This is a genomic window from Kitasatospora sp. NPDC059747 (assembly GCF_042732955.1).
Lineage (GTDB): Bacteria > Actinomycetota > Actinomycetes > Streptomycetales > Streptomycetaceae > Kitasatospora.
Genome location: NZ_JBHWGV010000048.1, coordinates 1 through 19226 on the forward strand (window position 1 = coordinate 1; position 19226 = coordinate 19226).

Genomic DNA, 19226 nt, shown 5'->3' on the forward strand with positions numbered 1-19226 from the left:
TGTTTTTTGTTCTCGTGGTATCGTTTTGTTTTATAATAGACCGTGGACGTGGAGGAGCCGAACCGGGGGCCTGCCGTGCCCGGAGCCGGTTGGGATCCTCACCGGGCACGGCAGGCCCCGGGCACGGCGGTCGTCCGCTCAGTCCGGGAGTTCGCCCGGGAGCTAGCCGTAGCCGGACTCGCCCGGCACCGCCCGGGCGAGCGCCCGGAGCAGCGGGGCGGGCGGGGCGGCGAAGACGCCGGGGTAGTCGCGCTCGCCCAGCTCCGGGCGGACCGGCCAGGCCAGCCGTTCCGTCTCCAGGTCGTACCGGGCGTCCACGCCCTCGCGGTTGCCCCGGGCGTCCAGGCGCGACCAGCGGCCGTCCAGGTGCACGGCGTTGAGGCCGTGCAGCACGAAGCCGCCCTCGCCGTCCTCCAGGCGCTGGTAGCACAGGCCGGCCGGCACACCCTGGGCCCGCAGGAGTGCGGCCAGCAGGTGGGACTTGCCGTGGCAGATCGCGTTGCGCGCGGCCAGCACCTCGGAGGCGCGGAACGCCCCGCTGCACGCGCCCGCGTCGGCGGAGTGCCACACCCGGTCGCGCACGTGGTGGAAGGCCGCCTCGGGTGTGGCCAGCTCGGCGGCCAGGCGCCGCAGTTCGGGGTGCTGGTGGTCGATCACCTCGTCCGCCGCGAGGTAGGCGGCGAGGTCGTCGGTCTCCGATTGAAGGATCATGGTGTCCACGGTGTCGCGCGCACCGCCGGCCGCGGGCGCAATTCCACTCCCTGGACAGTGGGCTTCCCGGGGCCCGCACACCCGGGGTGTCCTACGCGTCTGGTTGGCTGCTCGCCGGCGGGGCGGTCGGCGCCCCGGGGCGGGAAGGAACACCACGCATGGCGGCGTCGGAGGAGAAGGAGGAGCTCGGCGACCGCGCCCTGCGGCTCGGGTTCGAGCACGGCATGGTCGTCCGGGAGGAAGGCTACGGCGACGACATCGACCTGGACCTGCACGACAGCGTCGACTCGGTCGCCGGGCAGGGCCTCCTCGACCTGGACCTGGACGGCGTGATGGACGCCGTGCTCCTGTGGTTCCGCGCCGAGGACGGCGAGCTCACCGACCTGCTCGCCTACGCGCTCGACGAGGTGGGAGGGGTCGAGGAGCGCGGCCTGATCTGGCTGCTGATCCCGGAGTCCGGCCGGGAGGGCCACGTCGGGCCGGACGTCGTCCGGGACGCCGCCCGGGCCGCGGGCCTTCCCGCCGCGAGGCCCGCCGACGTCGCCGAGGGCTGGGACGGCTTCCGCTTCACCCTCGGCGGGCGCTGACCGCGCCCGGCGCGGGCCGAGCGGCTCCACGGCCTCGACGGGCGGGTGTTCACCCGGGGCTGACGGGGTGCGCCGCAGCGCCGACGGGGTGCGCGGGTGCGGGACCAGGCCGGCGGGTCGCGGCCTGGCTCGCGCTCGGTGTACGTCAGGAGGGGCTGGTGGCCAGCAGGGCGGTGGTGGTCACCTTGTTGTCGCACTCGGCGAACAGGCCGTCGTCCAGGGCCACTTGGTGTGCTCCCGCGCCGCCCGGCAGGCCCAGCACGAGGGTGGGGTAGGCGACCGGTGTGGCGCCCGAGACGCAGTAGCCGTCGGCCTCGCCCTGGACCTGGACGAAGGTGAGCTTCACCCAGGCCTTGCCGCCCGGGGCCAGCTTGACGGGCGCGGCGGAGCCGGTGTGGGTCACGGCGAGCGGGGCGTTGTGGTCCGGCGAGCCGTTGGCCGCGCCGGCCACCGTCGGGAAGCCCTCCAGCGTGCACGGGTGCGCGGAGCCGTTGGTGAAGGCGACGATCGCCGCTCCGATGCCCGTGCCGTTGGGACGCTGCTTCGCCTGGTGGGCGTCCACCTTGAGGTCGCCTGGCGTGCAGGTCGGCGCCGCCGCGCCGGACGGCGTGGACGACGCGGCGGCCGTGACGGGGGCGGCGGAGGGCGTGGCGCCCTTGACCGGGGCCGCGGGCGTGGTGCTCGGCGCGGTCGGGGCGGTCGCCGCCGACGACGGGGCCGCGGTGGTGGCGGGCTGGTCGTCCCCCGGTCCACAGGCCGTGATCACCAGGGCTGCCGCGGCGGCCGAGACCACGGCAACCGCGGGTCTGAGGGCCTTCTTCGCGTACTGCGTGTTCTGCTGCATGTCTCCCCCGAAGGATCGAGTGGTACCGGTCCAGTACCGGCACCTGCCCCGTACACACCGCCGTTGCGCCGTCGGTTCCTCAGGCGGGCGGCTGTGACAGGACGGTGACGAGACCTTTTTCCGCCCTTGGCCGACCGGCAGCAACGGTACTCGGGGCGGGACGCGAAAGAGGCCCGGCACCCTGATGGGTGCCGGACCTCGTCCGGTGATGGAGCGCCAGGCCCGGGTCGCACGGACTCTTCCTACTGAAAGTAGGACGTGCTCTGGTAGCACCGCTGACGCCTGTTCGGGAGATCGTTTCCTCCCGACGGGAAGAACAGTAGCAGGTCAGCGGCCGTGCGGGTGACGGGGTGGTCAGGCTTGGGCGGGGACTCGGCGCAGGTTGCGGATGGGGCGGGTGAGGAGGAGGGCGGCGGCGGTGCAGAGGGCCACCACGACGCCGACCTGGAGGACCCGGTCGGTGCCGAAGGCGCCGACGGCGGGGCCGGCGAGGGCGCTGCCGATGGGGTACATGCCGACGGAGCCGGCGACTTCGTAGGCGTGGACGCGGTTGAGGACCTCGCCGGGGACCTGGGTCTGGACGCTGGTGGCCCACATGACGCCCCACACGCCGATGCCGACGCCGACCGCGAACTGGGCGGCGGCGAGCAGCCAGACGGGCCAGTCCAGGACGATGCCGAGCGGGTAGAGCGGGTAGGCGAGCATCGCCACCGCACCGGCGGCCAGGGGGCGTTCGGGCTTGTAGCGGATCGCGAGCAGGCCGCCCGCCACGGTGCCCGCACCGAGGGCGCAGTTGATCAGGCCGAAGGCGGTGGCGCCGTGCTCGGGGACGATGACGCCGGCGGCGACCGACAGCTGCGGACCCCAGGAGAGCACCGCGAAGACCATCCAGATGACGATGACGCCCCACAGCCAGCTGCGGGAGCGGAACTCCCGCCAGCCGACGGCCAGGTTGTGCCACAGGCTCTCGCCGGCCGGCGGGGCGGGCACCACGCCGAGGCGCAGGGTGAGCAGACAGACCGCGCTGGTCCCGTAGGCGAGGGCGGAGATCACCATCACCCAGCCGGTGGCGCCGAGGCCGACCATGGCGCCGGCCAGGGCCGGGCCGCCGAGGCCGGTGAGGGCCTCGGAGGTGCGCAGGACGCCGTTGGCGCCCTGGACGTCGCGGGAGACGAGGGGGACGGTCGAGGAAGCGCCGGGCTGGAACATGGCGTTGGCGGTGCCGGCCACCACGAGCAGGGTGTACAGCTGCCACAGGTGGTCGATGCCGTGGATGAACAGGAAGGCGAGCAGCACGTGGGCGACGAGGTTCGTCAGGTCGGCGGCGATCATCATGCGGCGGGCGGTGAAGCGGTCGGCGAGGACACCGCCGAACAGCACCAGGCCGGCGAACGGGCCCACCAGGAAGGCCATCGAGTAGCCGGCGGCGTTCAGGCCGTAGCCGCCGCTGAGCAGGCCGGCCGAGACGGCGACCGGGAGCATGGCCCAGCTGAGCAGGCCCGCGCTGCGGGCGGTGAAGTAGTAGCGGAAGTTACGGGACCAGATCGCCGGTTCGGTGCTCGCCGGCGCCTCGGCGGGCCGGTCCTCCACCCGCGCGGACGCGGCCGCGGGGGCGTGCTCGGTCAAGCGTTCTTCCATGACTGTTCAGTCCTCCGCTGGTGGATCGTGGTGTTCAGGGTCGGGTGACGGGCGGCGGGTCGAGCTCCCCGACGGTGACCGGTTCCAGGCCGCGGTCGAGCAGGCCCTCGACGATCGACGGGAGGGCCTGGACGGTCTGGCCGCGGTCGCCGGCGCCCTCGTGCATCAGCACCACCGATCCGGGGCCGGCGGACTCCAGGACGGTCGCCGCGATGCGCTCCGGCCCCGGCCGCGTCCAGTCGCGGGAGTCCACGTCGAACATGGTCAGGGTGGCCGGGTGGTCCTCCAGGACGGCCGGCACCTCGGGGCTCAGCGCGCCGTACGGCGGGCGGAACCGGGTCGGGGCCGTGCCGGTGGCCCGGGCCACCGCCTCCGCCGTGCGGTCGAGCTGCTCGCGCAACTGATCGGCCGTCAGATCGGCCAGGAAGGGGTGGGACCAGGAGTGGTTGCCCACCTCGTGGCCGGCGTCGGCGATCCGGCGCACCTCGTCGGGCAGCGCCGCGGCGTGGTGGCCGACGCAGAAGAACGTCGCCCGCACCCCGTAGCGGTCCAGGATCTCCAGCACCCGCCGGGTGTGCACCGGATCGGGGCCGTCGTCGAAGGTGAGCGCGACCCGCGGGGCGTCCCGCGGACCGTGCTCGAACCAGCGGCCGGCGGCCACCAGGGCGGCCCGGGTCGGCTCGCTGCGCCGGACGACCTCGTGGAACTCGTCGGCCCGGCCGGTCAGGCTGCCGCCCTCGGCGGTCACCCGTGCCAGCGTGCCGGGCGCGGTCCTGGCCTGCTCCGCCAGGCGTGCGGCCGGGACGGAGCCGAACCGCGGCCGGGGCGGCAGTACCCAGGGGTCCGCGCGGTACACCTCCAGGCCGGCCGCCGTCATCGGGCCGTCGAGCAGTCCGTTGGTGCTGTCGAGCACCACGGCCACCGGTTCGTCGTCCGAGCTCAAATCCCGTATCAGGGAGATGAGTTCGGTGACGGCCGCAGCTCCCCAGCGGCTCGGCTCGGCCGCCCTGCGGCCGGCGCCGTCGACGACCTCGACCTCGTAGCCCGCGCCCGTCCAGGCGATTCCCGCGTAGCGCGCGCTCACTCGTCCCCCAGCGCGAGCGCCTCGGCGACGATCAACTGCTCGACGCCCCGCAGGAACTGCTCCATCGCGGCGCGGCCGAGCACCGCCGGGTCGGCCGTCATCGCGAGGTCCAGGGCGCCCGGGGCGGTCAGCACGTCCACCGCCATCGAGACGTTCACCCGGGCCGGGAAGTCCGTCGGCCAGCTCAGCTCGGTGCGGCCGGCCAGCTCGCCCAGTGCGTCCTCCGGCCGCTCGACGGTGTCGAACGGCCCGCTGCCCGGGTCCCGGGTGTCGTTCCACCAGTACGAGTGGTCGGCCGCCTCCCCCCGTTCGACCAGCCGTGCCACCTCCCGCTCCAGCGCCCACTTGTCGTACGCGGCGTGCCGGAACGCGCCGAACGAGACGGACCGCGTCCGCCGTACCGCGTCCACGAAGTCCCGGCCCGCGTCCGGGAGCCGGAACAGCGCCTCCTGCGCCACCGTGCTGACCGCCGCGGTGGCGGCCGGCTGGAAGCGGTTGCCCACGACCACCTGGAACAACACGTCGTCGCTGCCGGACATCCGGGCCAGTTGGTGCGAGGCCGCGCCCAGCAGCACCGCGGCGTCGCTCACCTCCAGGTGCTCGGCCACCCGCTCGACGGCGACGGCCAGCGCGGGCGAGCGCAGCAGCGCGTTGGGGAACAGCCGGTCCGGATCGGCGGCGAGCTCCGGCGCGGCGGGCTCCCGGAAGATCCACCGGGGGCCGGCGGCCAGTTGCTCGCACCAGTAGCGGCGGGCGGCCTCGTCCCGGCGGCGGCCGAGCGGCGAGGCCTGGACCGCCGCGGCGTCCAGCGGCTGGAGGGCGGGGCGGGACCGGCGCAGCGACTCGGCCGACTCGCCCGCCTCGATCGACCGGAGGTCGCGCAGCAGCCGGACGAGGCCCCAGTAGTCCATGCCGGCGTGCGAACCGGTCAGGACCAGCCGGTGGACCAGCCCCTCGCACTCGACGAGGCCGACCCTCAGCGGCCATTCCCGGGTGTGGTCGAAGGGGCGTCCGGCCAGCTCCTTGAGCAGCGCGGCACCGGCCTCCGGCGCCTCGGCCGCGGCGCACCGCCGGACCTCGACGGGGAGTTCGCCGCTGCCGTCCACGACCTGCTCCAGCCCGTCCTCACCGGCCGGCAGCAGCCTGGTGTGCAGGCTGTCGTGGAGGTGGAGCAGCTCCGTCAGGTCCGCGAGGACGCGGGCGGCGGGGCGGGGCGGGGTGACGGGGAGCTCGGTGGGCAGGTTGTACCGGGGGGCGTCGTCGCCGAGCCGGGTGACGACCCCCCAGATCGCCCGCTGCCCCCAGGTGGCCGGGCCCGTCCCGGCTCGTGCGGAATCCAGCCTGATGCTCTGCTCGTTGACCGTGGTCATCCTGTTCCTGCCGTCCCTTCGGTTGCCTCGTCCGTTGTCTGCCGGAGCCGGGCCCTCCACGGGTGGCGGCGCCGGGCGGGTGCGGGTGGACCCGGGTCACTCCTCGCCGTCGGCGAACACGGCCAGGTGGGTGCGGCCGGTGCGGGGGTCGGTGTCGCAGAGGACGACGCGGCGGTGGGCGTGCTGCCAGTCCTGCCAGTGGCGCGCGAGTTCGAGCCAGACGCCGGTGCAGTAGCTGCCGGGTTCGGCGCGGTGGACGGCGGGGTGGTCGGGGATGTCGTCGGTGACGTGGGGGCCGAGGACGAGGAGGGTGCCGTCCGCGTCCGGACCGTCGAGTCGGGCGGCCAGGGCCGGGCCGGCGTGGTCGGCGGAGTGGGCGCCGGCGAACCGCGGGCCGGGGCCGGCGTCCGCGCGGAGGACCAGGAGCGCGGCGGAGTCGACCAGCGGCGTCAGGGGGTACGGCGTGGGCAGGGTGGTCTGTTCGAGGACGGCGACGGCGACCTCGGCGGCCCGGCCGGCCTCCTGGTAGGCGGCGGCGATGCGCAGGGCCGTGAAGGGCGCGGCGAGGCCCTGTTCGGTGAGGGCGAAGTTGGTGGCCCGGCCGCCGAGCCGGGCGGTGAGGTAGGGGGCGGTGGCGGTGAAGGGGGCGAGGTCGGGCAGGGCGTGGGCGACGATCGCGAGGTCGGGCCGGGCGGCCGCGACGGCCTCGTCGGCGGCCAGGAGGAGGTCGACGAGGTCCCGGTGGTGGAGGTGGGCGCCGCCGCGGTAGAGGTCCTGGTCGGGTTTCTGCCCGAACGGGGCGAGGAGGTCGGTGAAGTAGGCGAGCAGGGCGGGGTCGTCCTCGCCCGGGCCGGGGCCGGCCGGGGCGCGTACGGCGGTGGCTGCGCGCAGGGCGAGCGCGGTCATGAGGTCCCCTCTTCCCGCCGCAGCGCGGCCTCCACGTAGTCGGCGAACGAGCGCATGGTGCGCAGGTGGTCGATGTCGAGGTCGTCCGGGTCCACCGCGATCCCGGTGGCCTCCTCGACGGTCATCAGCAGCCCGAGGACGGACGAGGAGTCGAGCCGCAGGTCGTCGAAGAGCGCGGTGTCCTCGGTCAGCCCGGTGATCGGTCGCTCCAGGACCTCGCTCAGCGCCTTCTCGATGGTGATCAGCACGTCCTGACGGTTCACCGGCTGCCTCCCGGGGTGCGGTGGGTGATGACCATGGCGCCGAAGGTGGCGCCGAGGCCGACGGACACCAGGAGGTAGTGCGCGCCGTCGGTGAGCCGGCCGGTGTCGCGCAGGGTGGTGTAGTTGAGGAAGACGTCGGCGGCGAAGGTGTGGCTGTAGACGGGGACGTTGTCGAGGAAGACCTTGTCCTGGTCGATGCCGAGTTCCTTGACGGTCTGGCGCCAGGCGAGCTTGTTGACGTTGTGGGGGATGACGAGGTCGACGTCGTCGAAGGTCAACCCGGCTTCCGCCAGCGCCTGGTGGATGACCTCGGCGATCCTGGCGGCGTACTGCTCGCCGTACTCGGTGCTCTGCTCGGGGGTGAGCTCCAGCCAGCGGGCGTACTCGCCGAGGGTGCGGGTGGTGAAGGAGCGGACGATGTCGCCGTCGCCGTCCAGGGTGAGCAGGCAGGAGGCCGCGGCGTCGGCCATGATCGCCGTGTTGGGGACCAGTTGCACGATGGGGGAGTAGGCCTGCTCACCGGTGACCATGAGGGCGTGGGCGCCTTCGCGGCCTTCGGCGCGCAGCAGGTTGCCGAGGATCTCGATCGCGCCGAGGCTGCTGACGCAGGCCTGGTGGCTCAGTCCGAAGGCCTCGGCGCCGGTGAGTCCGAGGTCGTCGCGCACGACCTGGGCCATGTCGGTGTCGGCCGGGGCGACGGCCTGGGTGACGTGGGCGTAGGCGAGGTAGTCGACGTGTCCGTCGTCGGGCAGGGCGGCCAGCGCCGCGCGCGCCGCCGGCCGCAACAGGTCCAGCAGCGGCAGCTGCGGGTCGTACCGCAGCCGGTCGAGACCGTAGAACTTGCGGAACACCCCCAGATCACCACGGCGCAGACCGAGGTGCTCCCCGAGCTCCTCGATCCGCACGCTGCGCTCGGGCGCGTACGACTCGATCCGTTCCAGCGTGATCCGGCGCTCCGCCGTCCGCTCGCTCATCACGCGGCCGCGATCTCGGCGCGGACGAGCCACAGCCGGTTGGCGCCGCGGCGGTCGCGCGGCTGGACGTCGTAGGGCCAGCGGCCCTCGCCGGCGCCGGGCTGGCCGGGCTCGCTGACGTCGACGGCCTTCCAGCCGTTGGCGGTCAGGAACTCCTCGGGCTCGTCGGTCCCGAAGACCCACGGGGTGCCGTCGGCGGCCAGGGCGTCGAGGAAGGTCTTGGCGAACGGGCTGCGCAGCTGGGCCCGGCCGAGCATGTCGAACGCGAGGCGGCTGCCGGGGGCGGAGGCCGAGGCGAGCAGGGTGAGCAGGCCGGAGACCTGGTCCTCGGTGAGGAAGAAGGTCAGCCCCTCGGCGATCCACAGGGTGGGGCGGGTGCGGTCGAAGCCGGCGGCTTCGAGGGTGGGCAGCCAGTCCTGGGTGAGGTCGGCGGAGACCTCGCGGCGGTCGGTGCGGGGTTCGGCGCCGAGGGCGTCGAGGCGGCGGCGCTTCTCCGTGATGAGGGGGCCGTGGTCGACCTCGTAGAGCTCGGTGCCGTCGGGCCAGTTGAGGCGGAAGGCGCGGGTGTCCATGCCGGCGGCGATGAGGACGACCTGCCGGATGCCGCCCTCGGCGAGGATGTCGCGGATGGCGTCGTCCAGGTAGCGGGTCCTGATCGAGATGAACGGCAGGACACCGCCTCCGACATAACGCTCGATCAGTTCGAAGCCCTTGGGGGCGGCGAGGTCGCGGGCGAGGGGGTCGGTGAAGAGGGCGTCCTCGCGTTCGGACTCCTGGGCGCGGGCGGCGGCCATCCACTGGGCGGTGTAGGAAACGGCGTGCATGGGTGGTCCCTCCTCGGGCTCAGGCGAAGAACGCCTTCTGGATGGTGGCGAGGGACTGGAAGTCCTCGATGTCGATGGTGTCGAAGTCGATCTCGATGCCGGCCGCGTCCTCGATGGTGTAGACGAGCTCGACGAAGGCGAGCGAGTCGACCAGGCGGCTCTCGATGATGTTGACGTCGGGCGCGAGTTCGGTGCGGCCGGGGTGGCGGCCGAGGATCCAGTCGCGGACCTTGTCGATGCCGGTGGCGGTGCCGGTGCCGGTGGCGCTCATGGCGGTTCCCTTCGAAGGGCGCGGACGGTGGTGGGCCCGCTCAGGGAGCGGTGGTGGCCGCGACGGCGATGGCGAAGCCGCCGTCGTGGCTGATGCTGATGTCGATCGGGCCGAGCCCGGCGTCGGCGGCGAGTTCGGCGGCCGAGCCGGCCAGCCGGACCTCGGGGCGGCCGCCGGGGCCGCGCAGGATCTCGATGCCCTGCCAGGGCACGGGCCGGCCGACGGTGCCGAACAGCTTGAAGACGGCCTCCTTGGCGGCCAGCCGTCCGGCGATCCCGGACGGGTCGGGCGCGCCGTCCGGGGTCCGGGAGGCGGTCAGCTCGTCGGTGGAGAGGAACCGCCTGAGCACCGGCAGGAGTTCGTGGATCCGGGTGAGCGGCACGAGGTCGACGCCGATGCGGGGCCGGTTCACGACGGATCGGCGGCGCCGGCGGTGGCCCTGGCGGCGTCGCGGACGGGTCCGGGGGTGGCGAGGGCGGGTTGCCCGTCGTGGCCGGTGAGGCGGTCCGTGATTTCCTGGAGCCGGCCGTTCCGGTCGATCACATCGCTGACCATGGGCGATGTCTCCGTTCGCCTCGGTGTTCTTGGACGATTCGAGGCTAGGGATTGGTGCAGACCTTTCTCAACGCCCGGAACCGGCTGCCGAATTAGGTCAGCGGACAGCCGGGTGCGTCACCGGAACACCGGGCACCCGGGGCCGCTCCCCTGGGGACGCCCCCGGGGCCGCTCCCTGGGGCCGCTCCCGTCCTACTGCGGCTTTCCCGCGGCGAGCTCGGCGCGCAGGGCGGCGTTCTCCTGCTCCAGCTGCGCGAGGCGCTCGTGGACCGGCGCCAGGGCGTCGGAGACCTCGCGCTGACTGAACCGGGGCGTGATGTGGTTGGGGCAGTTCCAGGCGAACGCCTCGACCCGGATGGTGACGACGTGTTCGACCGCGCCCTCGGTGCGCGGCTCGCTCAGGCGCTCGACGAGCCCGGGGTCGTCGCCGATCGGCACGGCGGCGGCGCGGCCGAACAGCTTGAGGCGTGCCCGGCGCGCGTGGTCGATGAAGAAGAGCGCGACCCGGTCGTCGCCCCGCAGGTTGCCGGTGGTGATGTACTGCCGGTTGCCCCGGACGCTGAGGTAGCCGAGCGTGTGCTCGTCCAGCACGTGCACGAACCCGGTCGGGCCGCCCCGGAACTGGATGTACGGCCAGCCGGTCTGGCCCACGCTGGCGAACAGGAAGCCGTCGAGGCTGCGGATGAACGAGGCCTCGGAGCCGGTGAGCGGCTCGGCCTCCTCGGCCGGGCGCCGCAGCCGGCGGTCGGCGGCGGTGGCGCTGCCCATCTCCTCCTGGACCTGGCGCACCGCCTCGGTGTACGCGAGCTGGTCGAACCGGCTCATGCGACGCTCCTCTGGTGGGTCGGCACGGGGAACGGCCTTGCGGTTCGACCACCGTACGGACCTCGCCTGGGCACACTCCTCCAGCCCGGCCAGACGAGCGGGAGCCCCCCCGGCGTCCGGCCGCCGCCGACCGCACCGCTGCCCACCTGCGCTTGCGCCGGGCACCGCCCACGGGACCGTCGCGACCGGCAGAACCGGTAACACTGCCGGAGCAGTTGTCCGGAGCGCACGGCGTACCGGCAGGAGCGGCGTCCGTCGGGCGGGGCGGCGGCGCGTGCCCGCGCCGCAACGCGGAAAGCCGCAGGCCGGGTGGCCTGCGGCTGCCGGGTGCCGGGGCGGTTCAGCGGGCGGCGGCCAGGGCCTCCAGGGTGGGGACCATGGCGGCGGGGGTGGGGAGGGCGTCGTTCTCGGCGCGGACGCGGGCGGCGGCGGCGCGGAGGTCGGTGTCGGTCAGGAGGCGGTTCAGGACGTCGGTGTCGACGGTCTCCGAGGTGGAGCGCAGGGCGATACCGGCGGCGACGAGCGCGTCGGCGACCATGAAGTTGTCGGCGCCCTGGGGGAGCAGGAGCTGCGGGACACCTGCCGAGAGGGTGGTGCCCGTGGTGCCCGCGCCGCCGTGCTGGATCACGCCGTCGCAGTGACGGACCAGGTCGGCGAGCGGCACCCAGGGCAGGGCGCGGACGTTGCCGGGCAGGGTGCCGAGCGGGGCGATGTCGGCGCCGTCGACGGCGAGCAGGAAGTCGGCGTCGACCGCGGAGGCCGCCTCGATCAGGCGGGAGACGGCGCTGACGCCGTCCATCTGGGTGACCACGGTGCCCAGGGTGATCAGGACCCGCGGACGCTCGGCCGGGGCCAGGAACTCGCCCGGGACGAGGCCGCCGCCGTTGTACGGCACGTAGCGCATCCGCAGGCCGTCCGGGTCGCCGCCGAGCGGGCCGATGCTGAGCGAGGTGGGCGTGGCGGGACCGGCCACGCCGTGCTTCTCGTAGAGGTCGGTGAAGTGGCCGGCGAGGCGCTCGACCATGTCGCGGCCGGTCGGGATGCCGTAGTTGTGCAGGACCGACGGGATCCCGAGCTTGGCCGCCACCAGCGGGGCCGCGGGCTGGAACGCGGCGTGCACGAGCAGGTCGGCGCCCCAGTCGGAGGCGACGTCGAGGAGGCCGTCGACGGTGGGACGGGCGACGTAGGCGAAGGCGCGGGCGGCCATGTCCAGGATCCCGTCCTGGTCGAGGCCGTGGCCGCTGTAGCTGAGCTGGCCGTCGTTGGCCTCGGAGAACAGGTCGCGCATGTCGCGGCCGTCGCCGATCTCGGCGAGCGGGAAGCCGGCGCTGCGGATCTGGTCCAGCGGCCGGGAGACGGCGAACAGGATGTCGTGCCCGGCGGCGCGCAGGGCCTGGGCGGTGGGCACCATCGGGAAGAGGTGGCCGGCCGCGGCCGGGCCGGTGAGGAGTATGCGCATCATCGTCTCCTTGCATGACGTGTCGCGCTCTCGTGCGGAGCGGCGACGGACAAGCCCATCTCCTCTCGCGAGCTGATGTCGAGTCAATTCGGATTTCGGTGCCGTGTGCGGGAATCGGACGTTCTGCCGTGGCTCTTGCCAGGCGGGCCGCGGTGTGCTCTCTCCGGCGCGGGGCGGGTCGGTCGCCGGTCGGGCCCGCTCGGTCCGGGTCGGTCGCCGGTCGGGCGTGCCGGTTCCGCGGGGGCAGCCGGTCGGGATTCCCGCTCAGCCGTCGAGGAAGTCGCGGACGGTCCTGGTGTACGCCTCGGTCTCCTCGGCCAGGACGATGTGCCCGGTGTCGAACTCGGCGTACGCGCTGCCGGGGAGGGCGGCGTGCAGCCGGCGGGTGTTCTCCACCGGCACGGTGGCGTCCTGGGTGCAGCCGATGACCAGGGCCGGTGCCTGGACCCGGGGGAGCAGCGGGCCGAGGTCCAGCGCGAGGTCGAGGGCGATGTGCCGCAACGTGCCCGAAGTCGGCTGCATGTAGGCGGTGTTGGCCTCGACGGCAGCTCGGCCGATCCGGTTGAGGAAGCCCCGGCTGAAGGCGGTGAGGGTGGCGTGGCGGCCGAAGGCGACGGGGTCGCCGGCGAGCGACAGCCAGGTGGCGAAGGACAGGCGCAGGTACTCGTCCTGCTCGCTGCTGATCCACCCGGCGGTGGCGACCAGCCGGCGGACCTGATCCGGGCGCAGTGCGGCGGCCGCGGTGGCGACGACGGCGCCGAGCGAGAAGCCGCCGACGTCGGCGGTGCCGGAACCGATCGCGTACGCGCGCCGTCGAAGGAGAGACGGAATCCCTGCCCGGGTTGAACACCGGGAGGAGTACGGAGAACCCAGTGCTGCCAGGTCGTGCCGACCTGAACCTCGGATGCCCGGTGGGCCGCCCCTGCTTCGGGCCGGAGGAGCCGGCCGCCTGGCCGCTGGGGGAGGCGACGGTCGATCAACTCGTCGCCGCCGCGAGATGCGAGACGCTGCTCCAGGACACGCTCGACGCGATCCGGCCGATGCCCGTCTGGCAGAGCGCGCCGCCCCGGTCCGGCGTCCGGCTGCCGCCGCCCCGGTCCGGCGACGGTCCGCACTGGTACGTCACGCGCGGACGGGACGTCCTCACCATCGTGTCGGAGGCGCGGCGCGCGGTGCTGGCCGGCGTGGTCGAGGGCCACTGGCGGCGGCGCGGCTGGACGATCACCGCGCTCGGTGTCGGCCGGGAGCTGCCGCGGGTGGCCGCGACGACCCGGGACGGCTATCAACTGGTGCTGGAGTTCGGCGACTTGGGTGAGGCAGGGCTGATCGCGAGCTCACCGGGGGCGGACCGTCCGGAGCACCCGTCGCGCACGCAGGCCGCGGGTGGGTGCGGCCGCGCGCCGCTGCCGTACGTCTGCTGTTCCCACTGGAGCGCGATGGCGTGACGCGGGGTCCCGCGTCGGGCGGGGCCTCGGTGGGCAGATCGGTGCGCAGATCAGTGGGCAGAGGAGGCGCGGAGCGAGCCCCCCCGGACACGCTCCGCGCCACCCTCGTCGCGCGGCTTCGGCACTGCCGCTCCCCCCGACCCCCCGGCCGCTCGCCGGCCCCCCTGGCGGTGCCCTCCGGCGAGGGCGGTCCGCACGGACCCCGGCGAGCCCCTTCCCCCAGGGACGTCGTTGGACCCAAGCTAACAAACCGCGTGGTTGGTTTGTCAATAGCGGGATCCACGAAACATCCACAATCGTGACAGGGTCGTGGACGCCGCGCCACCAGGTATTTGTGGGCGCATCAGGGCGCGCGACGGTCCGTCGGGGGCGCGTGCGGGGTGCGGGGGAGAGCGTGCGCCGGTCTGGAATCCGACATTCCGAGCACTTCGACAGTACGGAGCGGCACCGGACGAGCGCTCAGCGCAGCAGCCTGCGCTCCTTGGCGACGGCCACCGCGCCGGACCGGGTGTCGACGCCGAGCTTGTCGTAGATGCGGCCCAGGTGGGTCTTCACGGTGGCCTCGCTGATGAACAGCGCGCGGGCGATCTCCCGGTTGCCGAGCCCCTGCGCCAGTTGCTCCAGGATGTCCTGCTCGCGCTCGGTCAGCTGCGGCGCGGGCGCCCGCATCTGCGCCATCACCCGGGTCGCCACCGGCGGCGACAGCACCGTCCTCCCCCGCGCGGCGGCGTGGACGGCGGCGAACAGCTCCTCCGGCCGTTCGGCCTTCAGCAGGTAGCCGGTGGCCCCGGCGGCGATCGCGCGGCTGATGTCGGCGTCCGTGTCGTACGTGGTCAGCACCAGCACGTGCGGACCGCCGGGCGCGGCGGTGATCCGGCGGGTGGCCTCCACGCCGTCGATGCCGTCCCCGAGCTGGAGGTCCATCAGCACGACCTGCGGCGCCAGCCGGTCGGCCAGCGCGACCGCCTCCTCCCCGGTGCTCGCCTCGCCGACCACCTCGAAGTCGCCCGCGCTCGCGAGCAGCGCGAGCAGGCCGGCCCGGACCACCGCGTGGTCGTCGCAGACCAGCAGCCGGACGGGAGTCGTGGTCATGGCTGCTGCTCCAGGGGGATCGAGGCGGAGACGACGGTGCCCTCGCCGGGGGCGCTCTCGACCGTCAGCGTGCCACCGAGCTGCCGCAGCCGCGCGCGCATCGCCGGCAGCCCGTACCCGCGGCCGGCCCCGCCCGCCGGTCCTTCGCCGGCGCCGTCGGGGCCCCGGCCGCGGTCGAGGCCCCGGCCGTCGTCGGCGACGTCCAGCACGGCCTGGTCGCCGAGGAAGGACAGCGTGATCGCCGCCGTCGAAGCCCCGGCGTGCTCCCGGACGTTGGCCAGCGCGCCCTGGGCGATCCGCAGCAGCGCGGACTGGGCGGCGGCCGGCAGCGGGACGGGCGCGCCGTCCAGGTGGAAGCGGACCGGCAGGCCGCTCTCGGCGGACTCGCGCGCGGCCAGCGCGCGCAGCGCCTCGTCCAGCGGGCGGCCGTCGGCGAGTTCGGCGGGTGCGAGGTCGTGGACGAAGCGGCGGGCCTCGGCGAGGTTCCGGGCGGCGACGTCGGCGGCGGTGCGCACGTGGGCGCGGGCGGTCGCCGGGTCGGCGTCCCAGGTGCGGTCGGCGGCCTGGAGCAGCATCTGCTGGCTGGACAGGCCCTGGGCGAGGGTGTCGTGGATCTCCATCGCCAGCCGCTCGCGCTCCGCCAGCGTGCCCTCCCGCCGTTCGGTGGCGGCGAGTTCGCGTCGGGTGCGGACCAGGTCGGCGATCAACGCGTGCTGCCGGGCGGCCTGCCGCGCCATGAAGAGGAAGACGCCGGTGGCGAGCGCCGCCACGGCGGGCGGCAACAGGACGAGCGTCGCGTCGGCGCCGCCGGGCAGCCGGATCTCGGCGATCACGACCAGCAGGGTGAGCGCCGCCACCAGCGGGATCGCCGCCCGCGCGGCGAGCGTGCGCAGGGCGGTGTAGACCAACGGGACGGCGCACCACGCGAAGCTCGGCGCGAGCAGCACCAGCACCACCCAGAGGGCGACCACCGTCGCGAACGGCCAGAGCCGGCGCCGGCCCGGTGCGGGCGGGCGGCGGTGCGCGAGCCAGGAGCCGGCCGGCTGGGCGGCGGCCAGGGCGGCGCTCAGGCCGACGACCCACGGGATCCGCGGGCTGCCGGCGTGGTGGGTGAGGTAGCGGCTGAGCGAGGCGACGAGCAGCAGGAGGAAGGCGGAGTCGAGCAGCAGCGCGAGCCGGCCCGCGTCCGGGTCGCCGGCGGTGCTCCCGAGCGCGTCCGCACCCGCGAGCGCGTCGGCGCCCTCGGCGCCCTCGGCGACGACGGCGTCGTCTGCGGCGCGGGGGTGCGGCACGGGAGGCTCCTGGTCGGTGGTCACGGGGGGCGCGCTGACCTGCGCCGATCCCTCGATGGTGACCCGTCCGGCCCGGTCCCGCATCAGCCGATCGGTTGACCCCGGTGTCCGCCGACCCGCCCGCGCGGCCGCGCCGGACCGCCGATGTGGCCGGCCCCGCTCCGGCCGGAGGATCGAAGCACGGCCGCCGGACGGGTCCCCCCGCCGCCCGGCGGCCCCCACCCGAACCCGCGGCTCCCCCCGAACCCGCGGATCCCCGACAGCCCGATCCCGCAGTCCCCGAGGAGCTGGACCCCGATGAAGAAGATCTCCGTGCGCACCCGAGTCCTGACCGGTACCCTCGCCGCCGCCGCGCTCGCCGCCACCGTCGGCGCCGTCTCGGCCAGCGCCGACACGAGCGAGACCCCGGCCGCCGCGCCGGCCGCGGTGAAGGTCGACACCCAGAACAGGAACCTGGCCCAGAGCACGGGTCTGACCGTCGACGCCGCCACCCGCGCCGCGCAGGCCGCCCTGGACGCGGCGGCCAAGGCCGGCCAGCACGTCTCGGTCGCGGTCGTCGACCGGGACGGCGTCACCCGGGTCCTGCTCAAGGGCGACGCGGCCGGCCCGCAGTCGCCGGAGTCGGCCGTGCGCAAGGCCTACACCGCGGTCTCCTGGAATGCGCCGACCTCGGAGCTGGCCAAGCGGCTGGCGCAGGCCCCGAACCTCAAGGACATCCCGGGCACGCTGTTCCTGGCCGGCGGCGCCCCGGTGCAGGCCAAGGGCGCCCCGGTCGCGGCGATCGGCGTCGCGGGCGCGCCCAGCGGCGACCTGGACGAGCAGTTCGCCCAGGCGGGGGTCGCCGCGCTCGCGAAGTGACGCGGCCCTGGGCACCGCGGACGGGGAAGCACCCCTGACGCACCGCCCGCCCGCCCCGCACACCCGGGCGGGCGGGTTTCCGTTTCCCCTCGTTCGGGTGAAGATCGGGAGGGTCCTTGCAGTACAGGGCGCGGACCGGTCAAAAGCCGGTGCCACTGTCGGTGGGGCGTGGCAGGCTTCCCGGTATGACGGCGTGGACCCTCAACGACATCGAACGTGCGATCCGCTCCTCCTGGGGTGTCGACACCTGTGCGCCCGAGGACCTGGCCCACTGGCGTCCCGACAATCCCGCCCGCGGCCAGTGCGGCGTCACCGCGATGGTGCTGCACGACCTGATCGGCGGCGAGCTGATGATGGGCGAGGTGTACGCCGGCGGGGTCCGGACGGACCTCCACTGGTGGAACCGCTTCGCCCCCGGCGTCGAGATCGACCTCACCCGCGAGCAGTTCGGGCCGGACGAACTGGTCGGCCCCGGCCGCCCGGTCTCCCGCCCGGCCCGGCACGGCCGGCTCCAGGCCCAGTACGAGCTGCTGCGCCACCGGGTGCTCACCCAGCTGGAGCGCGGCCGGGCGGTGCGGCTGCCGGAGCGCGCCTGCGCCTGAGCTCGGCTGACGTACAGTCGGCCGGGGTGCGGCGGCGCGGGCGCGCGGCCGGGGCGACGGCGATTGGGAGTGCGCGATGACCGGGACGACGGTCGGCTTCGTGGGGCTGGGTGCGATGGGCCGGGGCATGGCGGGCAGCCTGCTGCGGGCCGGCCACGCCGTCCGGGTCTGGAACCGTTCCCCCGAGCCGGTGGCCGCCATGGTCGCCGAGGGCGCGGAGGCGGCGGAGACGCTCGCCGAGGTGTTCGCGGCCGACACGGTGGTCTCCATGCTCGCCAACGACCAGGCGGTCGAGCGGCTGCTGCTCGACCCCGCCCTGCTGTCGGGCGCGCGGGCGACCCTGCACGTCAACATGGCGACGGTCTCGCTCACCCTCGCCGAGCGGGCCGAGGCCGCGCACGCCGGGCACGGCATCGGCTACGTCGCCGCGCCCGTCCTCGGCCGGCCCCCGGTCGCCGCCGCAGGACAGCTGAACATCCTCGCCGCGGGCGATCCCGCGCTGCTGGCGCGCGCCGAGCCGCTGTTCGCCGCGATGGGGCAGCGGACCTGGCACTTCGGGGACCGTCCGGGCCAGGCCAACACCACCAAGATCAGTGTCAACTTCCTGCTGGCCTGCGCGATCGAGTCGATGGCCGAGGCGTGCGCCCTGGCCGAGGCCCACGGCGTCCGGCCGACCGACCTCGTCGAGCTCATCACCAACACGCTCTTCCCCGGGCCGGTCTACGGCGGGTACGGCGCGATGGTGGCCGAGCGGCGCTACGAGCCGGCCGGGTTCCGGCTGCCGCTGGGCCTCAAGGACGTCGGCCTCGCGCTCGACGCCGGGGCCGCCGCGACCGTGCCCCTCCCGTTCGGCAGCGTCCTGCGGGACGCCTTCCTCGACGCGCTCGCGCACGGGGACGGCGACAAGGACTGGGCCGCCGTCGCGGCCGTCGCCCGCCGCCGCGCCGGCCTGCCCGACCGAGGTCCCGTCGCCACCTGTGCCGCCGGCCGATAACCACGTGCCGGGCCGTGCCGCGCCCGCCTACGATCCGCGCGTGACGTCCACCCGCAGCGCCGACGACCGCTCCGCAGCCCCCTGGCTGGTCCGCACCGAACGGCTGGAACTGCGCGCCGTCGGCCCGGCCGACCTCGCGCCGCTGCACGCCATCAACCACGACCCCCGCACCTGGCGGCACGCCCCCGAGGGCCGGCACCTCGACGAGGGCACCACCCGCGCCTGGATCGGACGGGCCGTCGACGTCTGGGAGTCCGACGGCATGGGCTACTGGACGGCCCGTCCGGGCGCCGACGGCCCGGTGGTCGGCGTCGGCGGCGCCTCGCTCCAGACCTCCACCGGCTTCTGGAACCTCTACTACCGCCTCGACCCGGCGTACTGGGGCCGCGGCTACGCCACCGAGCTGACCCGCGCCGCCGTCGACGCCGCCCACCGGCACGCGCCGGACCGGCCGGTGGTGGCCTGGGTGCACGACCACAACGCCTCCTCCCGCGCGGTCGTCGAGCGGATCGGCCTCGCCGACCTCGGCCCGCGGTGGCACCCCGTCCTGCGCGAACCGGTCCGGCTGTGGGCCGACCGGCCCGTCCCGCCGGCGGAACCGGAGCGGACGCCCCCGGAATAACCGGCCCGGC

General features: G+C 74.8%; 23 protein-coding genes. 6 read left to right on the forward strand and 17 right to left on the reverse strand.

Features of this window, described 5'->3' with window-relative positions:
• Positions 1-162: 162 nt before the first annotated feature.
• Complete coding sequence (locus ACFV4G_RS21540; protein ID WP_380442723.1) at positions 163-711, reverse strand: transglutaminase family protein; 549 nt, start codon at positions 709-711, stop codon at positions 163-165.
• Between the two features lie 158 nt (positions 712-869).
• Here ACFV4G_RS21540 and ACFV4G_RS21545 point away from each other — a divergent pair, with 158 nt between their 5' ends.
• The gene (locus ACFV4G_RS21545; protein ID WP_380442727.1) at positions 870-1298 is read left to right on the forward strand and encodes a DUF3052 family protein; all 429 of its coding nucleotides are present in this window, start codon (positions 870-872) and stop codon (positions 1296-1298) included.
• A gap of 145 nt (positions 1299-1443) precedes the next feature.
• Here ACFV4G_RS21545 and ACFV4G_RS21550 read toward each other — a convergent pair whose 3' ends face one another.
• From ACFV4G_RS21550 to ACFV4G_RS21615, 14 genes are all read right to left on the reverse strand, one after another.
• Complete coding sequence (locus ACFV4G_RS21550; RefSeq protein ID WP_380442730.1) at positions 1444-2142, reverse strand: DUF4232 domain-containing protein; 699 nt, start codon at positions 2140-2142, stop codon at positions 1444-1446.
• Positions 2143-2496: 354 nt separating this feature from the next.
• A complete protein-coding gene (locus ACFV4G_RS21555) occupies positions 2497-3780 on the reverse strand; it encodes an MFS transporter (protein WP_380442732.1) in 1284 nt (427 codons plus the stop codon).
• Positions 3781-3814: 34 nt separating this feature from the next.
• Positions 3815-4864 carry a polysaccharide deacetylase family protein gene (locus ACFV4G_RS21560; RefSeq protein WP_380442734.1) on the reverse strand — a complete coding sequence of 350 codons (1050 nt, stop codon included), beginning with the start codon at positions 4862-4864 and terminating at the stop codon, positions 3815-3817.
• Entirely contained in the window at positions 4861-6234 is a 1374-nt protein-coding gene (locus ACFV4G_RS21565) for a condensation domain-containing protein (protein WP_380442737.1), read from the reverse strand. The genes ACFV4G_RS21560 and ACFV4G_RS21565 overlap by 4 nt, the downstream gene beginning before the upstream one ends.
• Before the next feature lie 96 nt (positions 6235-6330).
• Positions 6331-7140, reverse strand: coding sequence for a hypothetical protein (locus tag ACFV4G_RS21570; RefSeq protein WP_380442739.1), 810 nt, complete (start codon positions 7138-7140; stop codon positions 6331-6333).
• Positions 7137-7403 (reverse strand): acyl carrier protein, encoded by a 267-nt coding sequence (locus ACFV4G_RS21575; protein WP_359970354.1) that lies wholly within the window; start codon positions 7401-7403, stop codon positions 7137-7139. The genes ACFV4G_RS21570 and ACFV4G_RS21575 overlap by 4 nt, the downstream gene beginning before the upstream one ends.
• Positions 7400-8377 (reverse strand): 3-oxoacyl-[acyl-carrier-protein] synthase III C-terminal domain-containing protein, encoded by a 978-nt coding sequence (locus tag ACFV4G_RS21580; RefSeq protein WP_380442742.1) that lies wholly within the window; start codon positions 8375-8377, stop codon positions 7400-7402. Before ACFV4G_RS21580 ends, ACFV4G_RS21575 begins: the two co-directional genes overlap by 4 nt.
• Positions 8377-9201, reverse strand: coding sequence for a class I SAM-dependent methyltransferase (locus tag ACFV4G_RS21585; RefSeq protein ID WP_380442745.1), 825 nt, complete (start codon positions 9199-9201; stop codon positions 8377-8379). Before ACFV4G_RS21585 ends, ACFV4G_RS21580 begins: the two co-directional genes overlap by 1 nt.
• Positions 9202-9220: 19 nt before the next feature.
• A complete protein-coding gene (locus tag ACFV4G_RS21590) occupies positions 9221-9472 on the reverse strand; it encodes an acyl carrier protein (protein ID WP_380442747.1) in 252 nt (83 codons plus the stop codon).
• A gap of 40 nt (positions 9473-9512) precedes the next feature.
• On the reverse strand, positions 9513-9884 hold the full coding sequence (locus tag ACFV4G_RS21595; RefSeq protein ID WP_380442749.1) for a holo-ACP synthase: 372 nt from the start codon (positions 9882-9884) through the stop codon (positions 9513-9515).
• On the reverse strand, positions 9881-10027 hold the full coding sequence (locus ACFV4G_RS21600; RefSeq protein ID WP_380442751.1) for a hypothetical protein: 147 nt from the start codon (positions 10025-10027) through the stop codon (positions 9881-9883). The genes ACFV4G_RS21595 and ACFV4G_RS21600 overlap by 4 nt, the downstream gene beginning before the upstream one ends.
• A 192-nt stretch (positions 10028-10219) precedes the next feature.
• Positions 10220-10852 (reverse strand): pyridoxamine 5'-phosphate oxidase family protein, encoded by a 633-nt coding sequence (locus ACFV4G_RS21605; RefSeq protein ID WP_380442753.1) that lies wholly within the window; start codon positions 10850-10852, stop codon positions 10220-10222.
• A gap of 340 nt (positions 10853-11192) precedes the next feature.
• The gene (locus ACFV4G_RS21610) at positions 11193-12314 is read right to left on the reverse strand and encodes a nucleotide disphospho-sugar-binding domain-containing protein (protein WP_380442755.1); all 1122 of its coding nucleotides are present in this window, start codon (positions 12312-12314) and stop codon (positions 11193-11195) included.
• 261 nt (positions 12315-12575) lie between these two features.
• The gene (locus tag ACFV4G_RS21615) at positions 12576-13217 is read right to left on the reverse strand and encodes an alpha/beta fold hydrolase (RefSeq protein WP_380442839.1); all 642 of its coding nucleotides are present in this window, start codon (positions 13215-13217) and stop codon (positions 12576-12578) included.
• Here ACFV4G_RS21615 and ACFV4G_RS21620 point away from each other — a divergent pair.
• The gene (locus ACFV4G_RS21620; RefSeq protein WP_380442757.1) at positions 13184-13756 is read left to right on the forward strand and encodes a hypothetical protein; all 573 of its coding nucleotides are present in this window, start codon (positions 13184-13186) and stop codon (positions 13754-13756) included. The genes ACFV4G_RS21615 and ACFV4G_RS21620 overlap by 34 nt on opposite strands.
• A gap of 459 nt (positions 13757-14215) precedes the next feature.
• Here ACFV4G_RS21620 and ACFV4G_RS21625 read toward each other — a convergent pair whose 3' ends face one another.
• On the reverse strand, positions 14216-14848 hold the full coding sequence (locus tag ACFV4G_RS21625) for a response regulator (protein ID WP_380442759.1): 633 nt from the start codon (positions 14846-14848) through the stop codon (positions 14216-14218).
• Entirely contained in the window at positions 14845-16224 is a 1380-nt protein-coding gene (locus ACFV4G_RS21630; protein WP_380442761.1) for a sensor histidine kinase, read from the reverse strand. The genes ACFV4G_RS21625 and ACFV4G_RS21630 overlap by 4 nt, the downstream gene beginning before the upstream one ends.
• A gap of 213 nt (positions 16225-16437) precedes the next feature.
• Here ACFV4G_RS21630 and ACFV4G_RS21635 point away from each other — a divergent pair, with 213 nt between their 5' ends.
• The 4 genes from ACFV4G_RS21635 (at position 16438) to ACFV4G_RS21650 (ending at position 19216) form a co-directional block, all read left to right on the forward strand.
• Positions 16438-16998, forward strand: coding sequence for a heme-binding protein (locus ACFV4G_RS21635; RefSeq protein ID WP_380442763.1), 561 nt, complete (start codon positions 16438-16440; stop codon positions 16996-16998).
• 185 nt (positions 16999-17183) lie between these two features.
• Positions 17184-17600, forward strand: coding sequence for a hypothetical protein (locus ACFV4G_RS21640; protein ID WP_329927198.1), 417 nt, complete (start codon positions 17184-17186; stop codon positions 17598-17600).
• 76 nt (positions 17601-17676) lie between these two features.
• On the forward strand, positions 17677-18594 hold the full coding sequence (locus ACFV4G_RS21645) for an NAD(P)-dependent oxidoreductase (protein ID WP_380442765.1): 918 nt from the start codon (positions 17677-17679) through the stop codon (positions 18592-18594).
• A gap of 40 nt (positions 18595-18634) precedes the next feature.
• Positions 18635-19216, forward strand: coding sequence for a GNAT family N-acetyltransferase (locus ACFV4G_RS21650; protein ID WP_380442767.1), 582 nt, complete (start codon positions 18635-18637; stop codon positions 19214-19216).
• Positions 19217-19226 lie beyond the last annotated feature (10 nt).

Excerpts from the sequence above, each read along its gene's own strand:
- ACFV4G_RS21540 (WP_380442723.1), bottom strand. The coding sequence starts at position 711 with ATGATCCTTCAATCGGAGACCGACGACCTCGCCGCCTACCTCGCGGCG.
- ACFV4G_RS21545 (WP_380442727.1), top strand. The coding sequence starts at position 870 with ATGGCGGCGTCGGAGGAGAAGGAGGAGCTCGGCGACCGCGCCCTGCGG.
- ACFV4G_RS21550 (WP_380442730.1), bottom strand. The coding sequence starts at position 2,142 with ATGCAGCAGAACACGCAGTACGCGAAGAAGGCCCTCAGACCCGCGGTT.
- ACFV4G_RS21555 (WP_380442732.1), bottom strand. The coding sequence starts at position 3,780 with ATGGAAGAACGCTTGACCGAGCACGCCCCCGCGGCCGCGTCCGCGCGG.
- ACFV4G_RS21565 (WP_380442737.1), bottom strand. The coding sequence starts at position 6,234 with ATGACCACGGTCAACGAGCAGAGCATCAGGCTGGATTCCGCACGAGCC.
- ACFV4G_RS21570 (WP_380442739.1), bottom strand. The coding sequence starts at position 7,140 with ATGACCGCGCTCGCCCTGCGCGCAGCCACCGCCGTACGCGCCCCGGCC.
- ACFV4G_RS21580 (WP_380442742.1), bottom strand. The coding sequence starts at position 8,377 with ATGAGCGAGCGGACGGCGGAGCGCCGGATCACGCTGGAACGGATCGAG.
- ACFV4G_RS21585 (WP_380442745.1), bottom strand. The coding sequence starts at position 9,201 with ATGCACGCCGTTTCCTACACCGCCCAGTGGATGGCCGCCGCCCGCGCC.
- ACFV4G_RS21590 (WP_380442747.1), bottom strand. The coding sequence starts at position 9,472 with ATGAGCGCCACCGGCACCGGCACCGCCACCGGCATCGACAAGGTCCGC.
- ACFV4G_RS21600 (WP_380442751.1), bottom strand. The coding sequence starts at position 10,027 with ATGGTCAGCGATGTGATCGACCGGAACGGCCGGCTCCAGGAAATCACG.
- ACFV4G_RS21605 (WP_380442753.1), bottom strand. The coding sequence starts at position 10,852 with ATGAGCCGGTTCGACCAGCTCGCGTACACCGAGGCGGTGCGCCAGGTC.
- ACFV4G_RS21610 (WP_380442755.1), bottom strand. The coding sequence starts at position 12,314 with ATGATGCGCATACTCCTCACCGGCCCGGCCGCGGCCGGCCACCTCTTC.
- ACFV4G_RS21625 (WP_380442759.1), bottom strand. The coding sequence starts at position 14,848 with ATGACCACGACTCCCGTCCGGCTGCTGGTCTGCGACGACCACGCGGTG.
- ACFV4G_RS21630 (WP_380442761.1), bottom strand. The coding sequence starts at position 16,224 with ATGCGGGACCGGGCCGGACGGGTCACCATCGAGGGATCGGCGCAGGTC.
- ACFV4G_RS21635 (WP_380442763.1), top strand. The coding sequence starts at position 16,438 with ATGAAGAAGATCTCCGTGCGCACCCGAGTCCTGACCGGTACCCTCGCC.
- ACFV4G_RS21640 (WP_329927198.1), top strand. The coding sequence starts at position 17,184 with ATGACGGCGTGGACCCTCAACGACATCGAACGTGCGATCCGCTCCTCC.
- ACFV4G_RS21645 (WP_380442765.1), top strand. The coding sequence starts at position 17,677 with ATGACCGGGACGACGGTCGGCTTCGTGGGGCTGGGTGCGATGGGCCGG.